This window comes from Pseudomonas sp. DCA-1, assembly GCF_046523955.1.
Lineage (GTDB): Bacteria > Pseudomonadota > Gammaproteobacteria > Pseudomonadales > Pseudomonadaceae > Aquipseudomonas > Aquipseudomonas putida_Y.
The window spans coordinates 2800335-2815114 of sequence record NZ_CP169881.1; the positions used below are offsets into that span (position 1 = coordinate 2800335).

The following is a 14780-nucleotide window of genomic DNA, read 5'->3' on the forward strand; positions in this document are numbered from 1 at the left end:
CTGGCATGAGTGATGTCCCGGGTACTGAAGAACTCGAAAGCCTGGACGCCTATTGGCGGGCGGCAAACTACCTCACCGTTGGCCAGATCTATCTGCAGGACAATGCCTTGCTGACCAGGCCGTTGACCTTGGCCGATGTCAAACCTCGGCTGCTGGGCCACTGGGGGACTTCGCCGGGGCTCAACCTCATCTATACCCATCTGAACCGGTTGATTCGCCAGTACAGCCTCGATGTGCTGTTCGTCACGGGCCCTGGCCACGGCGGCCCTGCTCTGGTCGCTCAGGCGTACCTGGACGGTACATACACCGAGCTCAACCCATCGGTTGGGCGCAACGCCCTTGGAATGGCCCGGCTCTTTCGGCAGTTTTCCTGGCCCTATGGCATAGGCAGCCATGTCGGCCCCCATGTGCCTGGCTCCATTCACGAAGGGGGCGAACTGGGCTATTCGCTGGCCCATGCCTATGGTGCCGCCCTGGACAATCCGCATCTGATCGTGGCGTGCGTCATTGGTGATGGTGAGGCCGAAACCGGGCCACTGGCTGCCAGCTGGCATTGCAACAAGTTCCTCAACCCCGCCCGCGATGGCGCAGTGCTGCCCATCCTGCATCTGAACGGCTACAAGATCGCCAACCCCAGCGTGCTGTCGATGATCAGCGAGGAGGAACTGACCAGCCTCATGTATGGCTATGGTTATGATCCCTATTTTGTCGAGGGTGACGAGCCGATGGACGTCCATCGTGCGTTGGCCAGGACGCTGGAAGTCATCTACGAGAAGATCAGCCAGATCCAGCGCCTCGCGCGGCATGCCGAAGACCCGCAGGTGATCGACAGGCCATTGTGGCCGGTGCTGATTCTTCGTACCCCAAAAGGGTGGACGGGGCCCAGGTACGTGGATGGGCAACGCGTAGAGGGCACCTGGCGGTCCCATCAGTTGCCGTTGTCGGACCTTGGCAAACCGCCGCACCTGCTGCAGCTGCAACAATGGCTGGAAAGTTACCGTCCCCATGAGCTTTTTGACGCACAGGGCGCGTTGCTGCCTGAGCTGGCCGCACTGACCCCGACTGGCCGGCGGCGCATGAGCGCAAACCCGCATGCCAACGGCGGCCTATTGTTGCGGGCACTGGACTTGCCGCACTACGCCGATTACTGCGTGCCGATGCCGGGCCCGGGTCAGGTGCGGGCCGAGTCGACCAGAGTGCTGGGCGGGTATGTGCGCGATGTGATGAAGAACAGCCTTGCGTCGCAGAATTTTCGCCTGTTCGGCCCTGACGAAACGGCGTCCAACCGGCTGGATGCAGTGTTCGAGGTTACCGACAAGGTGTGGCTGGAGGCTCACGCCAGCGATGATGGACACCTTTCGGCACAAGGGCGAGTCATGGAGATCCTCAGTGAGCATATCTGCGAGGGCTGGCTGGAGGGGTATCTGCTGACGGGTCGCCATGGCCTGTTTTCCTGCTACGAAGCCTTCATCCATATTGTCGATTCGATGATCAACCAACATGCCAAATGGCTCAAGACAGCTGCCGAGGTGCCGTGGCGCAAGCCGATCGCATCATTGAATATCCTCCTGACTTCGCATGTCTGGCGGCAGGACCATAATGGTTTCTCGCACCAGGACCCGGGTCTGCTCGATCTGCTGGCAAACAAGAAGGCCAATCTGGCGCGGATCTATCTGCCACCTGACGCCAACTGCCTGCTGTCGGTGGCTGAGCATTGCCTGCGCAGCCGTGGGTACATCAATGTGATCGTCGCCGGCAAGCAGATGGAGTGGCAATGGCTCGATAGCGAAGCGGCCGCCGTGCATTGCCAATCAGGTATCGGACGCTGGGGCTGGGCCTCCCACGATGACGAGATGCCCGACGTGGTGCTTGCCTGCGCGGGCGATGTGCCGACCCTGGAGGTGCTGGCGGCAGTTACACTGCTGCAGGAGCAGGCTCCTGATGTGCGCGTGAGGGTGGTGAATGTCGTTGACCTCATGGCGCTGCAACTGTCACAACAGCACCCTCATGGGCTGTCCGACAGCGACTTCAATGGGCTGTTCACCGAAGATCGACCGGTCATCTTCGCCTTCCACGGCTACCCGGCGTTGATCCATCGCCTGATTTACAAGCGCGCCAATCCGCAACGGTTTCATGTGCGGGGCTTTCGCGAAGAGGGCGCAACCACCACGCCGTTCGACATGGCAGTCATCAACAACCTGGACCGCTACCAGTTGCTGCTCGATGTGTTCGAGCGCGTGCCACGCTTGCAGCCTCAGCTCGAGCAGGCCCGAGCCCGCTATTGGGCAACGATGGAGAAGCACAAGCTCTACCTCATCGAACATGGCGAAGACATGCCTGAAGTTGCGCAATGGCGATGGACTTCCCCCCTAGGTGCCTGACCAAGCGCTACTTGGCCTTCCAGTACTTCTGCATTTCCAGGAACAGGAAGGACGCGGTCCAGGTGATCAGTACCAGGCCCGTCAAGGCCTGCAGGCCGGTCAGGTACTTGAGATGGCCGGTGGGGGCGATGTCGCCGAAGCCTATTGTGGTATAGGTGGTGAAGGAGAAATACACGCAGTCCAGGTCATTCTTGTAGATGATCTTGTGCAGGTGGACTTTCAGGATCGCCAGGCGGCCCTTGCGGTCGGGCCGGTCGCTGACTTTCTGCTGATCGAGCAACTGCAGGAACTGGCTGTAAAGGATGGCGTGCACGGCCGGCTGGCTGAACAGGCCGAACTGCACGGCTGCGAGCACCGCCAGGCCGACTGCCAGTAAGTAGAGCTTCCAGGGCTGATCCTTGTTCATGGCCATCGCCCCTTGGCGCGGCGGCGCTAGGCGATCAACAGATAATCTTCGACCTTGCTGACGCCCGGCACCGACCAGGCCGCACGCTCGACCACTTTTCGAGTTTGTTCAGGCGTACCTCTATTCCCTCGGCCAGGCCGCGCACGCCTTTCATGGCCTTGACCGTGCGCTCGGCACTGACTTTCTGGGCGTAGCTGTTGACGTGCCCGGAGAGGGTGACTACACCGTCACACCGATGCTGGCAGCGTGATATCGGGTTTGAACTCCAGCTCTTCGAGCACAAGGTCTCGCAAGTCAAGGTCGTTCATGATCGGCTCCGGTAGCGGGCAGGGGAGGGGCTGAAGTGCCCTGAGTCCTTGTTTCTACACGTGTACCCCACAGCGCGATTGATAAAGGCCAAACCCGGTGAACAGGCCGCTTGCGGTTGACAAATGTCAGGCTGCGGCGCACGCCGCAATCGATACTCAGCGTGTCTTGGGCATGCACTAGGGTATGGAAATGCGACGTTATGTGCTTTGCGGGTGGGCAAGCCTGCTGCTGATTACCGCGTCCGGCTGCACGGCGTGGCGCGCTGAGGAGTACGATGCGCGCCTGGAATCGGCGGAGAACAATGCCGCCACTGCAAGGTTGCGCGCCGATCAAGTGTGTTACCGCATCGACCTGGTCGAGCAGACCGCCAACGAGGCGCTACGACGGGCAACCCAGGCTCAGGACGAGATGCAGCAATTGGCTGCGGTGGTCGCGCTGATGCTGGCCACCGGACGAGCCCTCGAAGCGTTCAGCGTGCGGCATGCCGAGCGCGAACTGCGCGCGCTGATCGACCGAGCGCCGCAACGTGCGTGGGTGCAGGAACAAGACGGGCTGCACGAGGTAGCGGTGGATCAGGTCAGGCCAGGTCAGACCGTGCCGGTACGCCTGCAGAGTCCCCAGGCCACCCTGGACGAGGCGGCACTGACCGGGGAGTCGTTACCCGTCACGCGCCATTGCGGCGAGCCGGTGGCCAGCGGGGTGTGCAACGCTGGCGCGCCGATGGTGCTGGTGGCCACGCAGACTGCGGCACAAAGCACTTATGCCGGCATCGTGAGCTTGGCCGAGGCGGCACGCCAGTCACGGGCGCCCTTCGTGCGCCTGGCACTTGAAAATGCGGTCTCGGTCGCCAGCATTTTGCTGCTGACCGAAGCCACCATAACCGATATCCCGGAAAAGACCGCACCCCTGATGCAACCCCCAATGCCTGAGTGATCAGGCCGACCCACCGTTGGAGGCAATCATGAGTCACTATCAACGCCTGTTGCTGATCATGCGCCCAATGCTGCACCAGGCGGTCGCCCTGGAGCAGGCCGTTGCACTGGCAAGGTCTGCATCGGCCAGCCTGCACATCGTCGCCTTGCTCGAATCATTGGACAAACTCTGGTTGCTGGAGTCCGGTAAGCATCAAACGGAGCGGGAGGCTTACCGGCAGGCTCAGCAGGAACAGTTGGAAGCCCAGGCAAACGTGCTGCGTGCCTCTGGCGTGCAGGTGACGGCCGAGGTGGCCTGGAGCAACGACCTGCAGGATGACATTCTGCAGCACGTGCTGGAGATGCAACCGAACCTGCTGCTCAAGCAGGTCGAGCATGAGCCTGCGCTCAAGCGCGCCTTCTTCACCCCGCTTGACTGGCAGCTGTTGCGCCACTGTCCGGTCCCGGTCTACTTGCTCGGTGCCAGCCTGCCGGCGTTGCCACGCCAGGTCGTGGCGGCGGTGGATGTGGCTGATACCTCGGATGAGGGGCAGGCCCGAAATGACAGTATCGTCCAGCAGGCCAGTGCATTGGCCTTGCAGACCGGGGCGCAACTGGACCTCCTGCACGCCTGCGATCTGTCGATGGCCTATATGGGCGATATGGGGTATGCCGCCTGGGCCATCGGGGACATTGCCGGGCCTTTGCGCCAAGCGTTGGAGGATGATTTCAAAAAACTGGCCGATCGCTTCGGAGCGCCATCGGAACGCCGCCACTTCGTGCTGGGCCGTCCGGTCGCGGTGCTCAGCGAATACGTCGAATCACAGCCGGTAGACGTGCTGGTCATGGGGCGGCCCATCGCACGGGGGCTGGACCGTCTGTTCGGCAGCACCACCGAGCATGTGTTGTACCAGGTGCCTTGCAATATCCTGGTGGTGTAGGGCTGTACGGCTGACCACGTCACGGCATAAGGCGTTGAGCAACCAGGGCGCTGGTGTCGAAGATGTCCAGCTGAGCCCGGCAAGCGGCGGGCAGGCGAAAGGGCGTGATGCTGTCGGCGACCAGGATGCGTTCGAACATCCCGCTTTCGAACAGCGCTCCTGCAGTGGTGAACAGACCGTGGGCGGCGGCAGCCAGAATGCGGGATGCGCCAGCGCCATGGCAGGCTTGTGCGGCCCGCAACAGTGTCTGGCCGGTACTGATGATGTCGTCAAACAGCACGACCGTGCTGCCAGCCACATTACCCACCAGGCACTCCCCGCTGAGCTGCGTGTGTTGCCGGTGCTTTTCCACCATGGCCATGGCAACCGGGCGCGCGAGCAGCTGGGCCAGTGCCTGGCGAAACTGTTCGGCACGCTTGATGCCGCCCATGTCCGGCGCCACCCGGTCGATGCCGCAGCTTTCCATCAGGCGAGCCACGTGGCGTGTAATGGTCGAGTCCTGAAATTCCACCTTGCGGTCCTTGCGCTCATAGCACAGATAGGGCGTCACCGCTGTCACCTGACTGGCGCCGGCGTCCTTGAGAGCGCCACAGAAGAACAGCAGATGGCACAAGCGGCGTGGCAGCGCTGGGTTTGACGATTATCAAGTGCAGCTTGGCCCATGGACGGACACTGTGCAGGTCAGCGCATGCCAAGGGCTGCGATTTTCACAATCCTTATAGCGAGCACGCCAATGGACAAGTATCAGAAAAGCCACAAGGACAAATTGTTCAAAACCCGTCCCTTCGACCCCTACGCCATACCCCTTCGCCCGGGCGGCAGCGCGCTTTGCCCGCAATGTGGCGCGGTCTATCACGAGGGTGAATGGCACCCGCACGGAGCAAACGGCCTCGGGCCACTGGAGTCAACTGTATGCCCCGCCTGTCGACGTATTGAGGACCATGCCGCGGCGGGCCAGGTGCGCGTGTCGGGCCGTTTCGTCACGACCCATGAGCAGGAGATTCGCCAGCTCATGCAGCATGCCGAACAGCAAGAGCGCCAGACCCACGTGCTCGAGCGGCTGATCGCCATCGACTGCAAGGACGACGAACTGTTGGCGACCACCACGGGCACGCACCTGGCCAACCGCATTGGACATGAACTGGAAGCCGCTTATGACGGCGTCTGCAGCTATCGCTACAGCGACAGTGAACGCTACCTGAGCGTCGATTGGCATCGCGATTGAGACGGGCCGCCGGTTTGCAAGGCACGGAGCATTGCAAACCGGCGGCCAATCAGCCGTGGATTGCCAGGATGCTCGACTGCACCTTGTACAAGGTCTGCTCGGTGGTACTGCCGATGACCTTGGCCAAGCCTTCATGGTAAAGGGTGCCCATGACAACCACATCGAAGCCATGCTGGTTGGCGTATTCGCTGATGACACTCCGGGCAGCCCCGCGTATCAGGTGCAAATGGTCCGGCTTGATGCCGTAGTTGTCCGCGAAGCGGGTCAGGCGTTCCCGTGCTCTACCTGTCACTTCTTCGATCACCTCATCGGTCCATGCCACTGGTGCGGCGGCGTAGGCCATGAAGCTAGGGCTCGGTTCATAGGCCTGGAGCACATGCAGTTGTGCCTTGCAGCGTTGCGCCAGCACCTGTGCAGCTTGCAGGACATGGTCGTTGCATTTGTGCACCGCAGCGTCGTGCTCGACGAGGTCCACGGCCGCCAGCACCCGCGCAGGCAGTGCCGCTTCAGCCTGAGCTACCAAGTGTAACGGTATCGGGCAACGGCGCAGCAACTGCCAGTCCAGCGGCGTGAGAAGGGCACGGCTGACGACAGTTTCGTGGCGGATGTCCTTGATCAGCATTTCCACGCGATGTAACTGCGCCAGGCGGATCAGGTCCTTGAGTGGATCATCGTCATCCAGCGTTTCGGCATAGGCGGTAATGCCCTGCTTGCCAAGCGCCTGTGCCTGTTCATTCAGCCATGCCTTGCGATGCTCGGCGTCTTGTTTGCGGGCGCTGCTGCGCAGTACCTGGTCAAGGGTGGTCAGGCGTGACGGTAGTTGGCTCAGCACCACCAGGTGCAAGGTGGCCCCTGTGGCCTTGGCCAACGCCTGCGCGCGCGCCAGGGCTGGTGAGGGGTGCAGGTCCGGATGGCAGATGAGTAGCAGTCGCGTCAAAGCGTTCATGATGGCCTCCGCAGCGATGGCCGTCGCAATGACGGCTTACGCGTAGGGTGCCGCGATGGCGCCTGGGGGCCTTGATTTTTATCAAGAACGAACCGGCAACGGCTACGATAATGCCAATCGTACGGCAACCAACAGCCGCGCCGGGAGGTGCCCGACGAACCGGATTCAGGGTTCTCGGTGGGTTGAGTATGGGCATGCAGGAGGCTGAGGTCATCCGCGTAGCGCTTGTCCTTGATCGGGTAGGGCGGTAATGGCGCAGCACCTCAGACGCAGGCAGGCCATGGCCGTTGCCGGCACGTGAGATCTTTATTACCTGCATTGTTGACCTAGGATAACTTCTGCCGCCTTTCAGATCGTCGCGTTGCGCGCGCAGTGATAGCGTTCGTATATACGCTTTTCATCCCGAGGCGTGGCCATGTATCAGAACCTGGCTGTTCTGGCCGCCTTGCTGGTGCTGTACGCCAGCCTGGCCGGCGCGCTTGAATCCAAACCTATCAACGGGCCGCTGTTGTTTCTGCTGGCGGGCCTGGTAACAGGTCCCTCCGGGCTTGGATTGTTGAACCTTTCGCTGGACCGCAACGATCTTCGCTTTCTGGCCGAGCTTACCCTTTCAATCGTCCTGTTCAATGATGCCGCCAAGGCCGATCTGGCCCAATTGCGGCAATCCCGTAGCCTGCCCTTGCGCCTGCTGACACTAGGCCTGCCGTTGACATTGATTGCGGGCTGGCTTGCCGCCTGGCTGATGTTCCCACAGATGCCCAGGCTGGAGATGGCGTTGTTGGCGACGATCCTGGCCCCGACCGATGCCGCCCTTGGCAAGGCAGTCGTGAGCAACCCCGAGGTGCCGGCCAATGTACGCGAGAGCCTGAATGTCGAAAGCGGCTTGAACGACGGCATTTGCGTGCCGGTACTGCTCCTGCTGTTGACATTGTTGATGGAGACCCACTCGACGATGCCTTTTGCCTTGGCGGGCTATTTCTTCCTGGAAGAACTGGGAATCGGTGTTCTCTCAGGGGCGGCGCTTGCGCTGTTGGTGGGCGGATTGTTACGTCTGTCACAACGCCATTGCCTGCAGATCGAGGCCTGGCAGCAATTGGTAATGCCCGCGCTGGCATTGCTGAGCTTCGCCTGCGCCCAGGCACTGGGGGGGAGCGGCTTTATCGCCGCCTTCTGCGCAGGGCTGCTGACAGGTTACCTGTTCAACCGGGAAACGCAGCCGTTGCTCGTCACCGGCGAGTCGAGCGGTGAGGCGCTGTCGCTGCTGACCTGGGTGGTGTTCGGAGCCTACGTGGCGCCCAAAGCTTCGCAGATAGTGGCACCCTCGGTCTGGTTCTACGCACTTTCGAGCCTGTCGCTGGTGCGGATGCTACCTGTTTGGCTCAGCCTGGCGGGGAGCACACTCAGCGCCGAGAGCCGCTTGTTCATCGGCTGGTTCGGCCCCCGTGGCCTCGCGTCCATCGTGTTCACGATATTGATACTGGATGCGCCGTTGCAAGAGGGTGGCACGATCATCGCGAGCACTATCGCGTGCGTCCTGCTCAGCGTGGTATTGCACGGCTTAAGTGCATTGCCGGGGGCGCGGAGGATGGGACGCCGCGTTCGGGAATGAGGGTGTGACAGGCGATCGAACGTAAAACACAGCGTTAAGATTAATTCGGCGCACTGATCGGCCTAGTCGCCCGACTGTACGTGGTGGCGAACGGGCGCATTGCCGGTATCAGCGGTCTGCTCGGCTCGCTGTTGCAACGCACGGGAGAAGGGCGAGGAGAGACGCTGTTCCTCTTGCTGGGCATTATTGCGGCGCCACTGTTGTGGCGAGCGGTCTCGGCGGTGCCTCCGGTGCGTTTCAGTACGGCCCCGGGGTTACTCATGGTCGCGGGGCTACTGGTGGGGGCGCTATGGCAGTGGCTGCACCTTGCCTTCGCGCATGGTGACGGCTTGTGTATTCGACGCAAAATCTGTGGCGACCAACGTCTCGGCGGCCGGACGGCGGGTTATTCGCCGATAAAACCAGCACCAGTGAGGCTATCACATGCAAATGCTTAAAACTGTAATATTTAATACGTTTAACGTATTATAATTTCATTTTCTGGCCATTTAGGTCGGATAAGATTTAATTATCAGACCTAAATGGGCGGAGAGTAGGGCATGGCAGTAGGCGTACCAGAAAACGATGTTTTTGCCGCGGCAGACGCAGTCCTTGCCCGTGGAGAGCGGCCTACGGTGGAGCGGGTACGCCTGGAGTTAGGGCGCGGCAGCCCGGCGCGGGTCGGTGCTTTGCTCGATCAGTGGTGGGAACAGCTTGCCGGGCGCCTGCGCGGCGAAACCCGCCTGCCCGGCTTGCCGGCGGAAGTGGCGCAAGCCTTCGTGGCCATCTGGCAGCAGGCCACGCTGATGGCGCAAAGTGTCGCCGAGCAGGCTCTTGATACCCAGCGGCAGGTGCTGGCCGAGGAGCGCGAAGCACTGGGAGCGCTGGAAGCCCGCGCCCGTCTGGAGGTAGTCCAGGCACAGCAGCAGACCGCTGAGGCAGTCACCACACGGCAACGCGTGGAAACCCGTCTAGCCGATCTGGAGCAGTTGCTGGTTCAGCGCCAGGCGCAAATCGACGATCTGCGCGCCCAACGCGACGAGTTGCAGGCGCAGCGTGACGAATCCCACGCGCATCTGGTCGAGGTCCGGCAGCAGTTGCACAACAGTCGGGAGCAGGCCGAGCAAGCGCGGATAGAGCAGCAGCGGTACACCCGCGATGTGGAGGACCGAGCCTATCGCGAGATCGATCGGGTGCGCGAGGAGTACAAGGTGGTCGCGGGCCAACTCAAGGACCTCAATCAGCGCCAGCACGGCCTTCAGCAAACCCTGCTGGCCGGTCAGATTGAGCTGACCGAAACGCGCGAACAGCGGGCCATGGCGCAAGCGCAAATTAAAGCCCTGCAGAGTGAGCAGGAACAGCGGCAACATGTAGTGGACGACTTGACTCAACGCATCGAGGCTTTGCAACAGCAGTTGCAACTGGCTCAGCAGGATTTACTCAGCTCTCGGGAACAGTCAGCAGCGGCTACGGCCCGAGCAGACGCGCTGGCTCAGCAACTCGGCACCGCCCGCACGGTGCCGAGTAAAAAGCGTGCGCCGCGCAAGCCCGCCTGACCGATAGACCTGCCTAGGCAGAGTGTTTGTTTTTTTGATTTTACTGGCAGCGGAAGACTGCCTTGCACTAGGAAGCGACATGGACATCAACTAAGTAAGAAGTTCGTAGCGGTTGGTCGGGGGGGCGTTAAACGACGGGTGACAGAATGAATGAGCGAGAGATTGTGAGGGTGCTGATTTTTAAAGGGTTCGCGGGTTTGTGGAAGCAGCTGCGTAGGTTAGTGGAGACAGACAACACACGTGAGTAATTATGACATGGCATACTATTTAACATAATATGCATTATGAGCACCTGCGTATGGAGTTACCGGGCCGTGGGTTGGCCAGATTGGAAGCCAGTTCGCAGTGCGAATTTCGCAGACGCGAAAAAATGACCAGTTCAGCCGGCTTCAGGTGTTGCTACCAGCAACACGCATCAGCTCCGAAGTAAGTCGCTGCAGACAGCTCTGCCGGTGGTTTTTCACGGTGAAAAAATCCACGGTGAAACTTCAGAGCCCAGATCGCACTACGATTTTCGCGGGCACCGAAATTACGGTCGCCGTTGGCTTTTCGGCCAACGTTGCGTCATTTGACCCAGTACCTCAAGTTGCGACGCGAGGTTCAACACGTCCAAGTCTACGCCTAGAACTGAATCGGCTTCGTACGGATACCGCGTGCCAGAGAACAGATTCGACGCAGTACTTATTCATTTGTCCAACTCAAAGCCTGGTGCCAGGCTCTGTGAATCGCACGAAACTGGCTGGCTAGGTCGCTAGGAATTGCGTTTTACAGATCAGACAAGCAGTGTCCATTACCACGTGGCTTCAGGCGCAGTCGCAGGTGCCCATCAGGATCATATTCAGATCTGGGGAACGCGGGTCAGCCTTAACCAGAAGCGACTTGAGAAACAGCTCTCAAGCGAGCGCCGAATTCCTCACAGCTGGCCAGTAACGCGTTCTATCTGGGGAACTTTTCGCTCTCACCTCAAGCACTTGAGCTGCCTGCAGAAATGTCTGGGCTTCCTCTATAACCCAAGTATTGGGCAGTGGGACGTCATCCTTCATATGGCGTCTTAAGTGGACCTTCGCTTGGAGCTGTGGCTGGTAGCAACAGCCAACGGCCGCATAGCATAGCGGGATAAGCTCTGGTACCCTGCCCTTATAATATGAATTTAAGAAATAACTCTACTAAATATTCATTTAGTAGAGTTGCACTCAGTAAGTGCCTGGTAATGAGTTCGATCAAGACTAATTTGTGTATCGTCAAACCCTGCCCTGACGACTGCGAAAGTTTTCCGCAACATTGAACAACCCCATACCGACGAGCATCGCGATCACGAACAGCCAGGCTTGCCAGTACCCCCCGGCGAGCAACACCAGCGCTGGCCCCGGACAAACGCCGGTAAGCCCCCAGCCTATGCCAAAGACGAGGCTCCCGCCGACAAGTCGACGGTCGATGTCACGCCTGGCAGGCAGCTGTATCTTACCTCCCAGCACAGCAGTGGTGTGACGCCGCGCCCAAGTCATAGGCAACAGTGCGGCACCTATCGCACCCACCATGACCAGTGCAAGCGACGGGTCCCACTGCCCGGCAATGTCGAGAAAACCTAACACCTTGGCGGGGTTTGCCATGCCGGATAGCAGTATTCCCATGCCGAATAGCAACCCTGCAATGAAGCCACTGATCCGCTTCATTTCACGCTCCTGAAAAAAGATGCCTGACCACAAAGACCGTGGCAAAGCCGGCGGCCATGAAGCACAGAGTCGCCACTGCCGAACGGGGCGACAGGCGTGACAGGCCACAAACGCCATGGCCACTGGTGCAGCCACCGCCATAGCGAGTACCGAGACCTACCAGAACTCCCGCGACTATAAGCAGCCAAGGCGCCATACTGAAGTGAGCCGGAGGCATTGCCGAGAACAGTTGCCATAAAAGTGGCGCTGCAATGAGGCCCAACAAGAAGCACACTTTTTCACCCCGCCCTTCCCCGCCACTTTGCAGGAGAGAACCGAGCAAACCGCTGATGCCCGCGATGCGCCCGTTCGCAACGGCGAACAGCCCAGCGGCCAAACCGATCAGTGCCCCGCCTGCCAATGCCGACCACGGCGTGAAGGCAGCCATATCAACAAACATCTCAGCGCTCCATTGTCGAATTAGAGACAAAAACAGATTCCATCTTAACGCTAGAGAACGACCTCATGACACTTCCCTGCACGCGGTGCCCGCGTTCAAGCCTGCTGCGGAAACGATAGAAGCGAGACAATGAAGTCAGCTGACCGGCGCAGGCTTGATCGTCAGGATACGGGGTCATGCCGAGATAAGGCAAAAATTAGGACATTCGTTCTCTAAGCTATTGTATTTAAACGAGTAGATTAGAAGCCCTGCTCAGCAAAGACTGCTTCGCGCCCAATCGCTTCAGCCATCCATTGAGGAAGGTTTGATCTATGCGATATCAAAATCTGCCAATCGTTACTCGACAGGCACGTGCGCAGCTTGGCGACTGCCTCTTGGGCGTGAGGTTTCCCCAGCCAGGCAAGCGCACGTACAGCGTCGCCAGCAATGGTCGCTCCGAGAGCGATTTGCCACTGCGGCGCATGCTCGATTATTACCTGAGCCTTGCCTAACTGCAGGGTTCTCGGCCGTCCGCCGGTAACAAATACTTCCCTAATCGACACCTATTGCGTTAGCCCTAGAAGGTTCGCTGCGCGGGCACCGCTTAAAGCGATTACCTGATGGCTTTTCGAAGCTATCGCACTAATGACCTTCTCCGTCGCCGGCGCACGTTTGCCGAAGCGCCCAGTGACCGGCGCCACATAGAGGCCACGTGAGATTCGCATCAACTCCCCTCCTTTGGCTAATCGAGAGAATGCTTGGTCCACCGCTGCGCGGCTAGCCAAATGAAGGAATTCGTTTGGTGCAAGAATGCCTCCTTCAGGGAGAAGCCTGCAGTGTTCGACGATGGTCTCGGGAAGGGATTTCATGGTCATGGCTAATTTTATTGAAATATGTCAGAAACCTAGCAACGATTCTGACACTGAACAAACGAAGAGCGGCCTCGTACAGGTATAGGGGGCATGCCGAGATAAGATGAATATTCACTCACTTCGTTTCTATCTTATTTAAATATTTATGCGGTTGCTCCACGCGCACAGGGCAAGCCTAGATAAGGCAAAAATGAGGATGAGTTCAGCCTGGTGCGAATTAAGTAGGCCGATCTGGAGTAGGTAAAGACACTGAGGTATCGGTATCAAGGCTCTGGGCCCAAATCTCGACCAATTCGTGATCAATCACCAAACCCGCGCTCACGTCAGCTAATGCCTCGCGCGTTAGATCAGCGAATCGTCGGTCGTCATTTGTTGAGTTGGTCATTCCGAGTCCATTTTGCCGTGCCCTGCTGCTAACCGACGGGCGCTGTCTCTGAATAGCCCGTCTTCACGCCCTGAGAGGCAGCGTAATGGCGAGTTTGGAAAGCCAGAACATCCTGCATCTGCTTGCTGACGTCTTCCTCCAGCCCCCACTCATAGGCCAGCTTGTCGAGCTTGTAGCGAGAGACCAACTGGGTCGCCCGCGGCGAGCGTTCAGCCGGTTTCAGGTTCGACCAACTGCTGACAAAGCCTTTTAGGCGCGCGGCTTTTTCCGTTGATACACAGGGAAAGCGACGCAGCAGGTCGACCAGATAGAGGGCTCGCAGCTTCTGTTCAGGCTTGCGCAGCTTGCCCGCCACTTCACGCTGCAGGACCGGCACGAGGTCGCGCTCTTCGTACCACAACTGCTTGGCGAGCTCCACAAGAGCATCGGACGCAACTTGGCTAAGGCGCTGCTGGGTGACAGTCTCCAGGAGCGCGCCAAAGCTTTGTTTACGATCCAGGCGTGGCATCTCGCCTATCCTCCAGGTACTTCGCTGTGACCAATTTTAGGCAGCCTTGCATTGCACTTCGGTTGCCCACGGCATAATCGATTGCCTCTGTTGCCAGTGTAACAAACTGGCCGACATCGACACGGCCGCACTCGATGAGCTGTTCGATATCAGATTGATCGTTTTCCGTAAAGCGGCCGAGTTTGGATATTGCTAGATCCACGCCGGCGGCAACGAAGATGTGCAGCGGCTGCTCACCCTCGAAACCCTCCATGGGGATGGCGCGCTCGCGGTAGTCCTCGTGCAGTGGCCCGAGGGCATTGGTGTAGTTCTGATCCAGGTAAACCTGCAAGTCGCGGCCGTCGCTGTCCTCATAACCCTCTGGCGGTGTGTAGACGGCCATGATCTCGTCCTTACGCAGCACGCGGGCCGCCTCGATCTCCGCATCGATGTCCGCACTACCACGCGCATGGGTGAGCAGGTGCACCGCGCAGCCGCCGAAGACGAAGACCTTGAGCGAGCCTGGAGGGTTGCCATCCAGTAGCGGCAAGGCCCGGGCGAACAGATTACCAATGGCCTGGCCTAGCGGTGTAGTCAAACGGACAGGTTCCGCGGCCCCCTCATTGGCAGTCTCAATTAGTGTCATCTTCACCTCCACTCAGCACATGGACTCATGTGTGCC

The 14780-nt window shown here is 59.6% G+C and carries 14 protein-coding genes and 6 pseudogenes; 9 read left to right on the forward strand and 11 right to left on the reverse strand.

Features of this window, described 5'->3' with window-relative positions; translation table 11 throughout:
- The first annotated feature begins 5 nt into the window (after positions 1 to 5).
- On the forward strand, positions 6 to 2381 hold the full coding sequence (locus tag ACE4QZ_RS13095) for a phosphoketolase (RefSeq protein ID WP_084850269.1): 2376 nt from the start codon (positions 6 to 8) through the stop codon (positions 2379 to 2381).
- A 7-nt stretch (positions 2382 to 2388) separates the two neighbouring features.
- On the opposite strand, the gene ACE4QZ_RS13100 is transcribed toward ACE4QZ_RS13095, so the two are convergent.
- Together ACE4QZ_RS13100 and ACE4QZ_RS13105 are read right to left on the reverse strand one after the other, a co-directional pair.
- The gene (locus ACE4QZ_RS13100; RefSeq protein ID WP_021784674.1) at positions 2389 to 2787 is read right to left on the reverse strand and encodes an ion channel; all 399 of its coding nucleotides are present in this window, start codon (positions 2785 to 2787) and stop codon (positions 2389 to 2391) included.
- 97 nt (positions 2788 to 2884) lie between these two features.
- A pseudogene (locus tag ACE4QZ_RS13105) lies at positions 2885 to 3095 on the reverse strand (BON domain-containing protein); the annotation flags it as partial.
- Between the two features lie 190 nt (positions 3096 to 3285).
- On the opposite strand from ACE4QZ_RS13105, the pseudogene ACE4QZ_RS13110 reads away from it, so the two are divergent.
- From ACE4QZ_RS13110 to ACE4QZ_RS13120, 3 genes and pseudogenes are all read left to right on the forward strand, one after another.
- Positions 3286 to 3516, forward strand: a pseudogene (locus ACE4QZ_RS13110) (outer membrane lipoprotein OprI); the annotation flags it as partial.
- Positions 3502 to 3969, forward strand: a pseudogene (locus ACE4QZ_RS13115) (heavy metal translocating P-type ATPase); the annotation flags it as partial. The pseudogenes ACE4QZ_RS13110 and ACE4QZ_RS13115, both read left to right, overlap by 15 nt.
- 88 nt (positions 3970 to 4057) lie before the next feature.
- On the forward strand, positions 4058 to 4948 hold the full coding sequence (locus tag ACE4QZ_RS13120; RefSeq protein WP_021784676.1) for a universal stress protein: 891 nt from the start codon (positions 4058 to 4060) through the stop codon (positions 4946 to 4948).
- 19 nt (positions 4949 to 4967) lie between these two features.
- Here ACE4QZ_RS13120 and ACE4QZ_RS13125 read toward each other — a convergent pair.
- Positions 4968 to 5564: pseudogene (locus ACE4QZ_RS13125) on the reverse strand (ribose-phosphate pyrophosphokinase-like domain-containing protein); the annotation flags it as partial.
- Between the two features lie 117 nt (positions 5565 to 5681).
- Between ACE4QZ_RS13125 and ACE4QZ_RS13130 the strand changes: the two are divergent.
- Positions 5682 to 6173 carry a BCAM0308 family protein gene (locus tag ACE4QZ_RS13130; protein WP_028697428.1) on the forward strand — a complete coding sequence of 164 codons (492 nt, stop codon included), beginning with the start codon at positions 5682 to 5684 and terminating at the stop codon, positions 6171 to 6173.
- 49 nt (positions 6174 to 6222) lie between these two features.
- On the opposite strand, the gene ACE4QZ_RS13135 is transcribed toward ACE4QZ_RS13130, so the two are convergent.
- Complete coding sequence (locus tag ACE4QZ_RS13135) at positions 6223 to 7119, reverse strand: universal stress protein (RefSeq protein WP_021784679.1); 897 nt, start codon at positions 7117 to 7119, stop codon at positions 6223 to 6225.
- A gap of 164 nt (positions 7120 to 7283) precedes the next feature.
- Positions 7284 to 7382 (reverse strand): annotated as a pseudogene (locus ACE4QZ_RS13140) (phosphoribosyltransferase); the annotation flags it as partial.
- A gap of 152 nt (positions 7383 to 7534) precedes the next feature.
- Between ACE4QZ_RS13140 and ACE4QZ_RS13145 the strand changes: the two are divergent.
- From ACE4QZ_RS13145 to ACE4QZ_RS13155, 3 genes are all read left to right on the forward strand, one after another.
- Positions 7535 to 8728 carry a cation:proton antiporter gene (locus tag ACE4QZ_RS13145; RefSeq protein WP_021784680.1) on the forward strand — a complete coding sequence of 398 codons (1194 nt, stop codon included), beginning with the start codon at positions 7535 to 7537 and terminating at the stop codon, positions 8726 to 8728.
- 53 nt (positions 8729 to 8781) lie between these two features.
- The gene (locus ACE4QZ_RS13150) at positions 8782 to 9165 is read left to right on the forward strand and encodes a YeeE/YedE family protein (protein ID WP_374755455.1); all 384 of its coding nucleotides are present in this window, start codon (positions 8782 to 8784) and stop codon (positions 9163 to 9165) included.
- Between the two features lie 102 nt (positions 9166 to 9267).
- Complete coding sequence (locus ACE4QZ_RS13155) at positions 9268 to 10263, forward strand: DNA-binding protein (RefSeq protein WP_028697429.1); 996 nt, start codon at positions 9268 to 9270, stop codon at positions 10261 to 10263.
- A gap of 1241 nt (positions 10264 to 11504) precedes the next feature.
- On the opposite strand, the gene ACE4QZ_RS13160 is transcribed toward ACE4QZ_RS13155, so the two are convergent.
- A complete protein-coding gene (locus ACE4QZ_RS13160) occupies positions 11505 to 11936 on the reverse strand; it encodes a DUF6691 family protein (protein ID WP_021784682.1) in 432 nt (143 codons plus the stop codon).
- 1 nt (position 11937) lies between these two features.
- Positions 11938 to 12375: a YeeE/YedE family protein gene (locus ACE4QZ_RS13165; protein ID WP_021784683.1), complete on the reverse strand. Its 438-nt coding sequence runs from the start codon at positions 12373 to 12375 to the stop codon at positions 11938 to 11940.
- Between the two features lie 311 nt (positions 12376 to 12686).
- Between ACE4QZ_RS13165 and ACE4QZ_RS13170 the strand changes: the two genes are divergently transcribed.
- A complete protein-coding gene (locus ACE4QZ_RS13170; RefSeq protein ID WP_051122559.1) occupies positions 12687 to 12866 on the forward strand; it encodes a hypothetical protein in 180 nt (59 codons plus the stop codon).
- A 51-nt stretch (positions 12867 to 12917) separates the two neighbouring features.
- Here ACE4QZ_RS13170 and ACE4QZ_RS13175 read toward each other — a convergent pair whose 3' ends face one another.
- The 4 genes and pseudogenes from ACE4QZ_RS13175 to ACE4QZ_RS13190 all read right to left on the reverse strand — a co-directional run bounded on the left by ACE4QZ_RS13175 (position 12918) and on the right by ACE4QZ_RS13190 (position 14744).
- The gene (locus ACE4QZ_RS13175) at positions 12918 to 13229 is read right to left on the reverse strand and encodes a DUF6088 family protein (protein WP_011005886.1); all 312 of its coding nucleotides are present in this window, start codon (positions 13227 to 13229) and stop codon (positions 12918 to 12920) included.
- A gap of 214 nt (positions 13230 to 13443) precedes the next feature.
- Positions 13444 to 13572 (reverse strand): annotated as a pseudogene (locus ACE4QZ_RS13180) (CopG family transcriptional regulator); the annotation flags it as partial.
- A 67-nt stretch (positions 13573 to 13639) separates the two neighbouring features.
- Complete coding sequence (locus tag ACE4QZ_RS13185) at positions 13640 to 14119, reverse strand: hypothetical protein (RefSeq protein ID WP_010953884.1); 480 nt, start codon at positions 14117 to 14119, stop codon at positions 13640 to 13642.
- Positions 14100 to 14744 (reverse strand): DUF6036 family nucleotidyltransferase, encoded by a 645-nt coding sequence (locus ACE4QZ_RS13190; protein ID WP_011005888.1) that lies wholly within the window; start codon positions 14742 to 14744, stop codon positions 14100 to 14102. Before ACE4QZ_RS13190 ends, ACE4QZ_RS13185 begins: the two co-directional genes overlap by 20 nt.
- Positions 14745 to 14780: the final 36 nt, after the last annotated feature.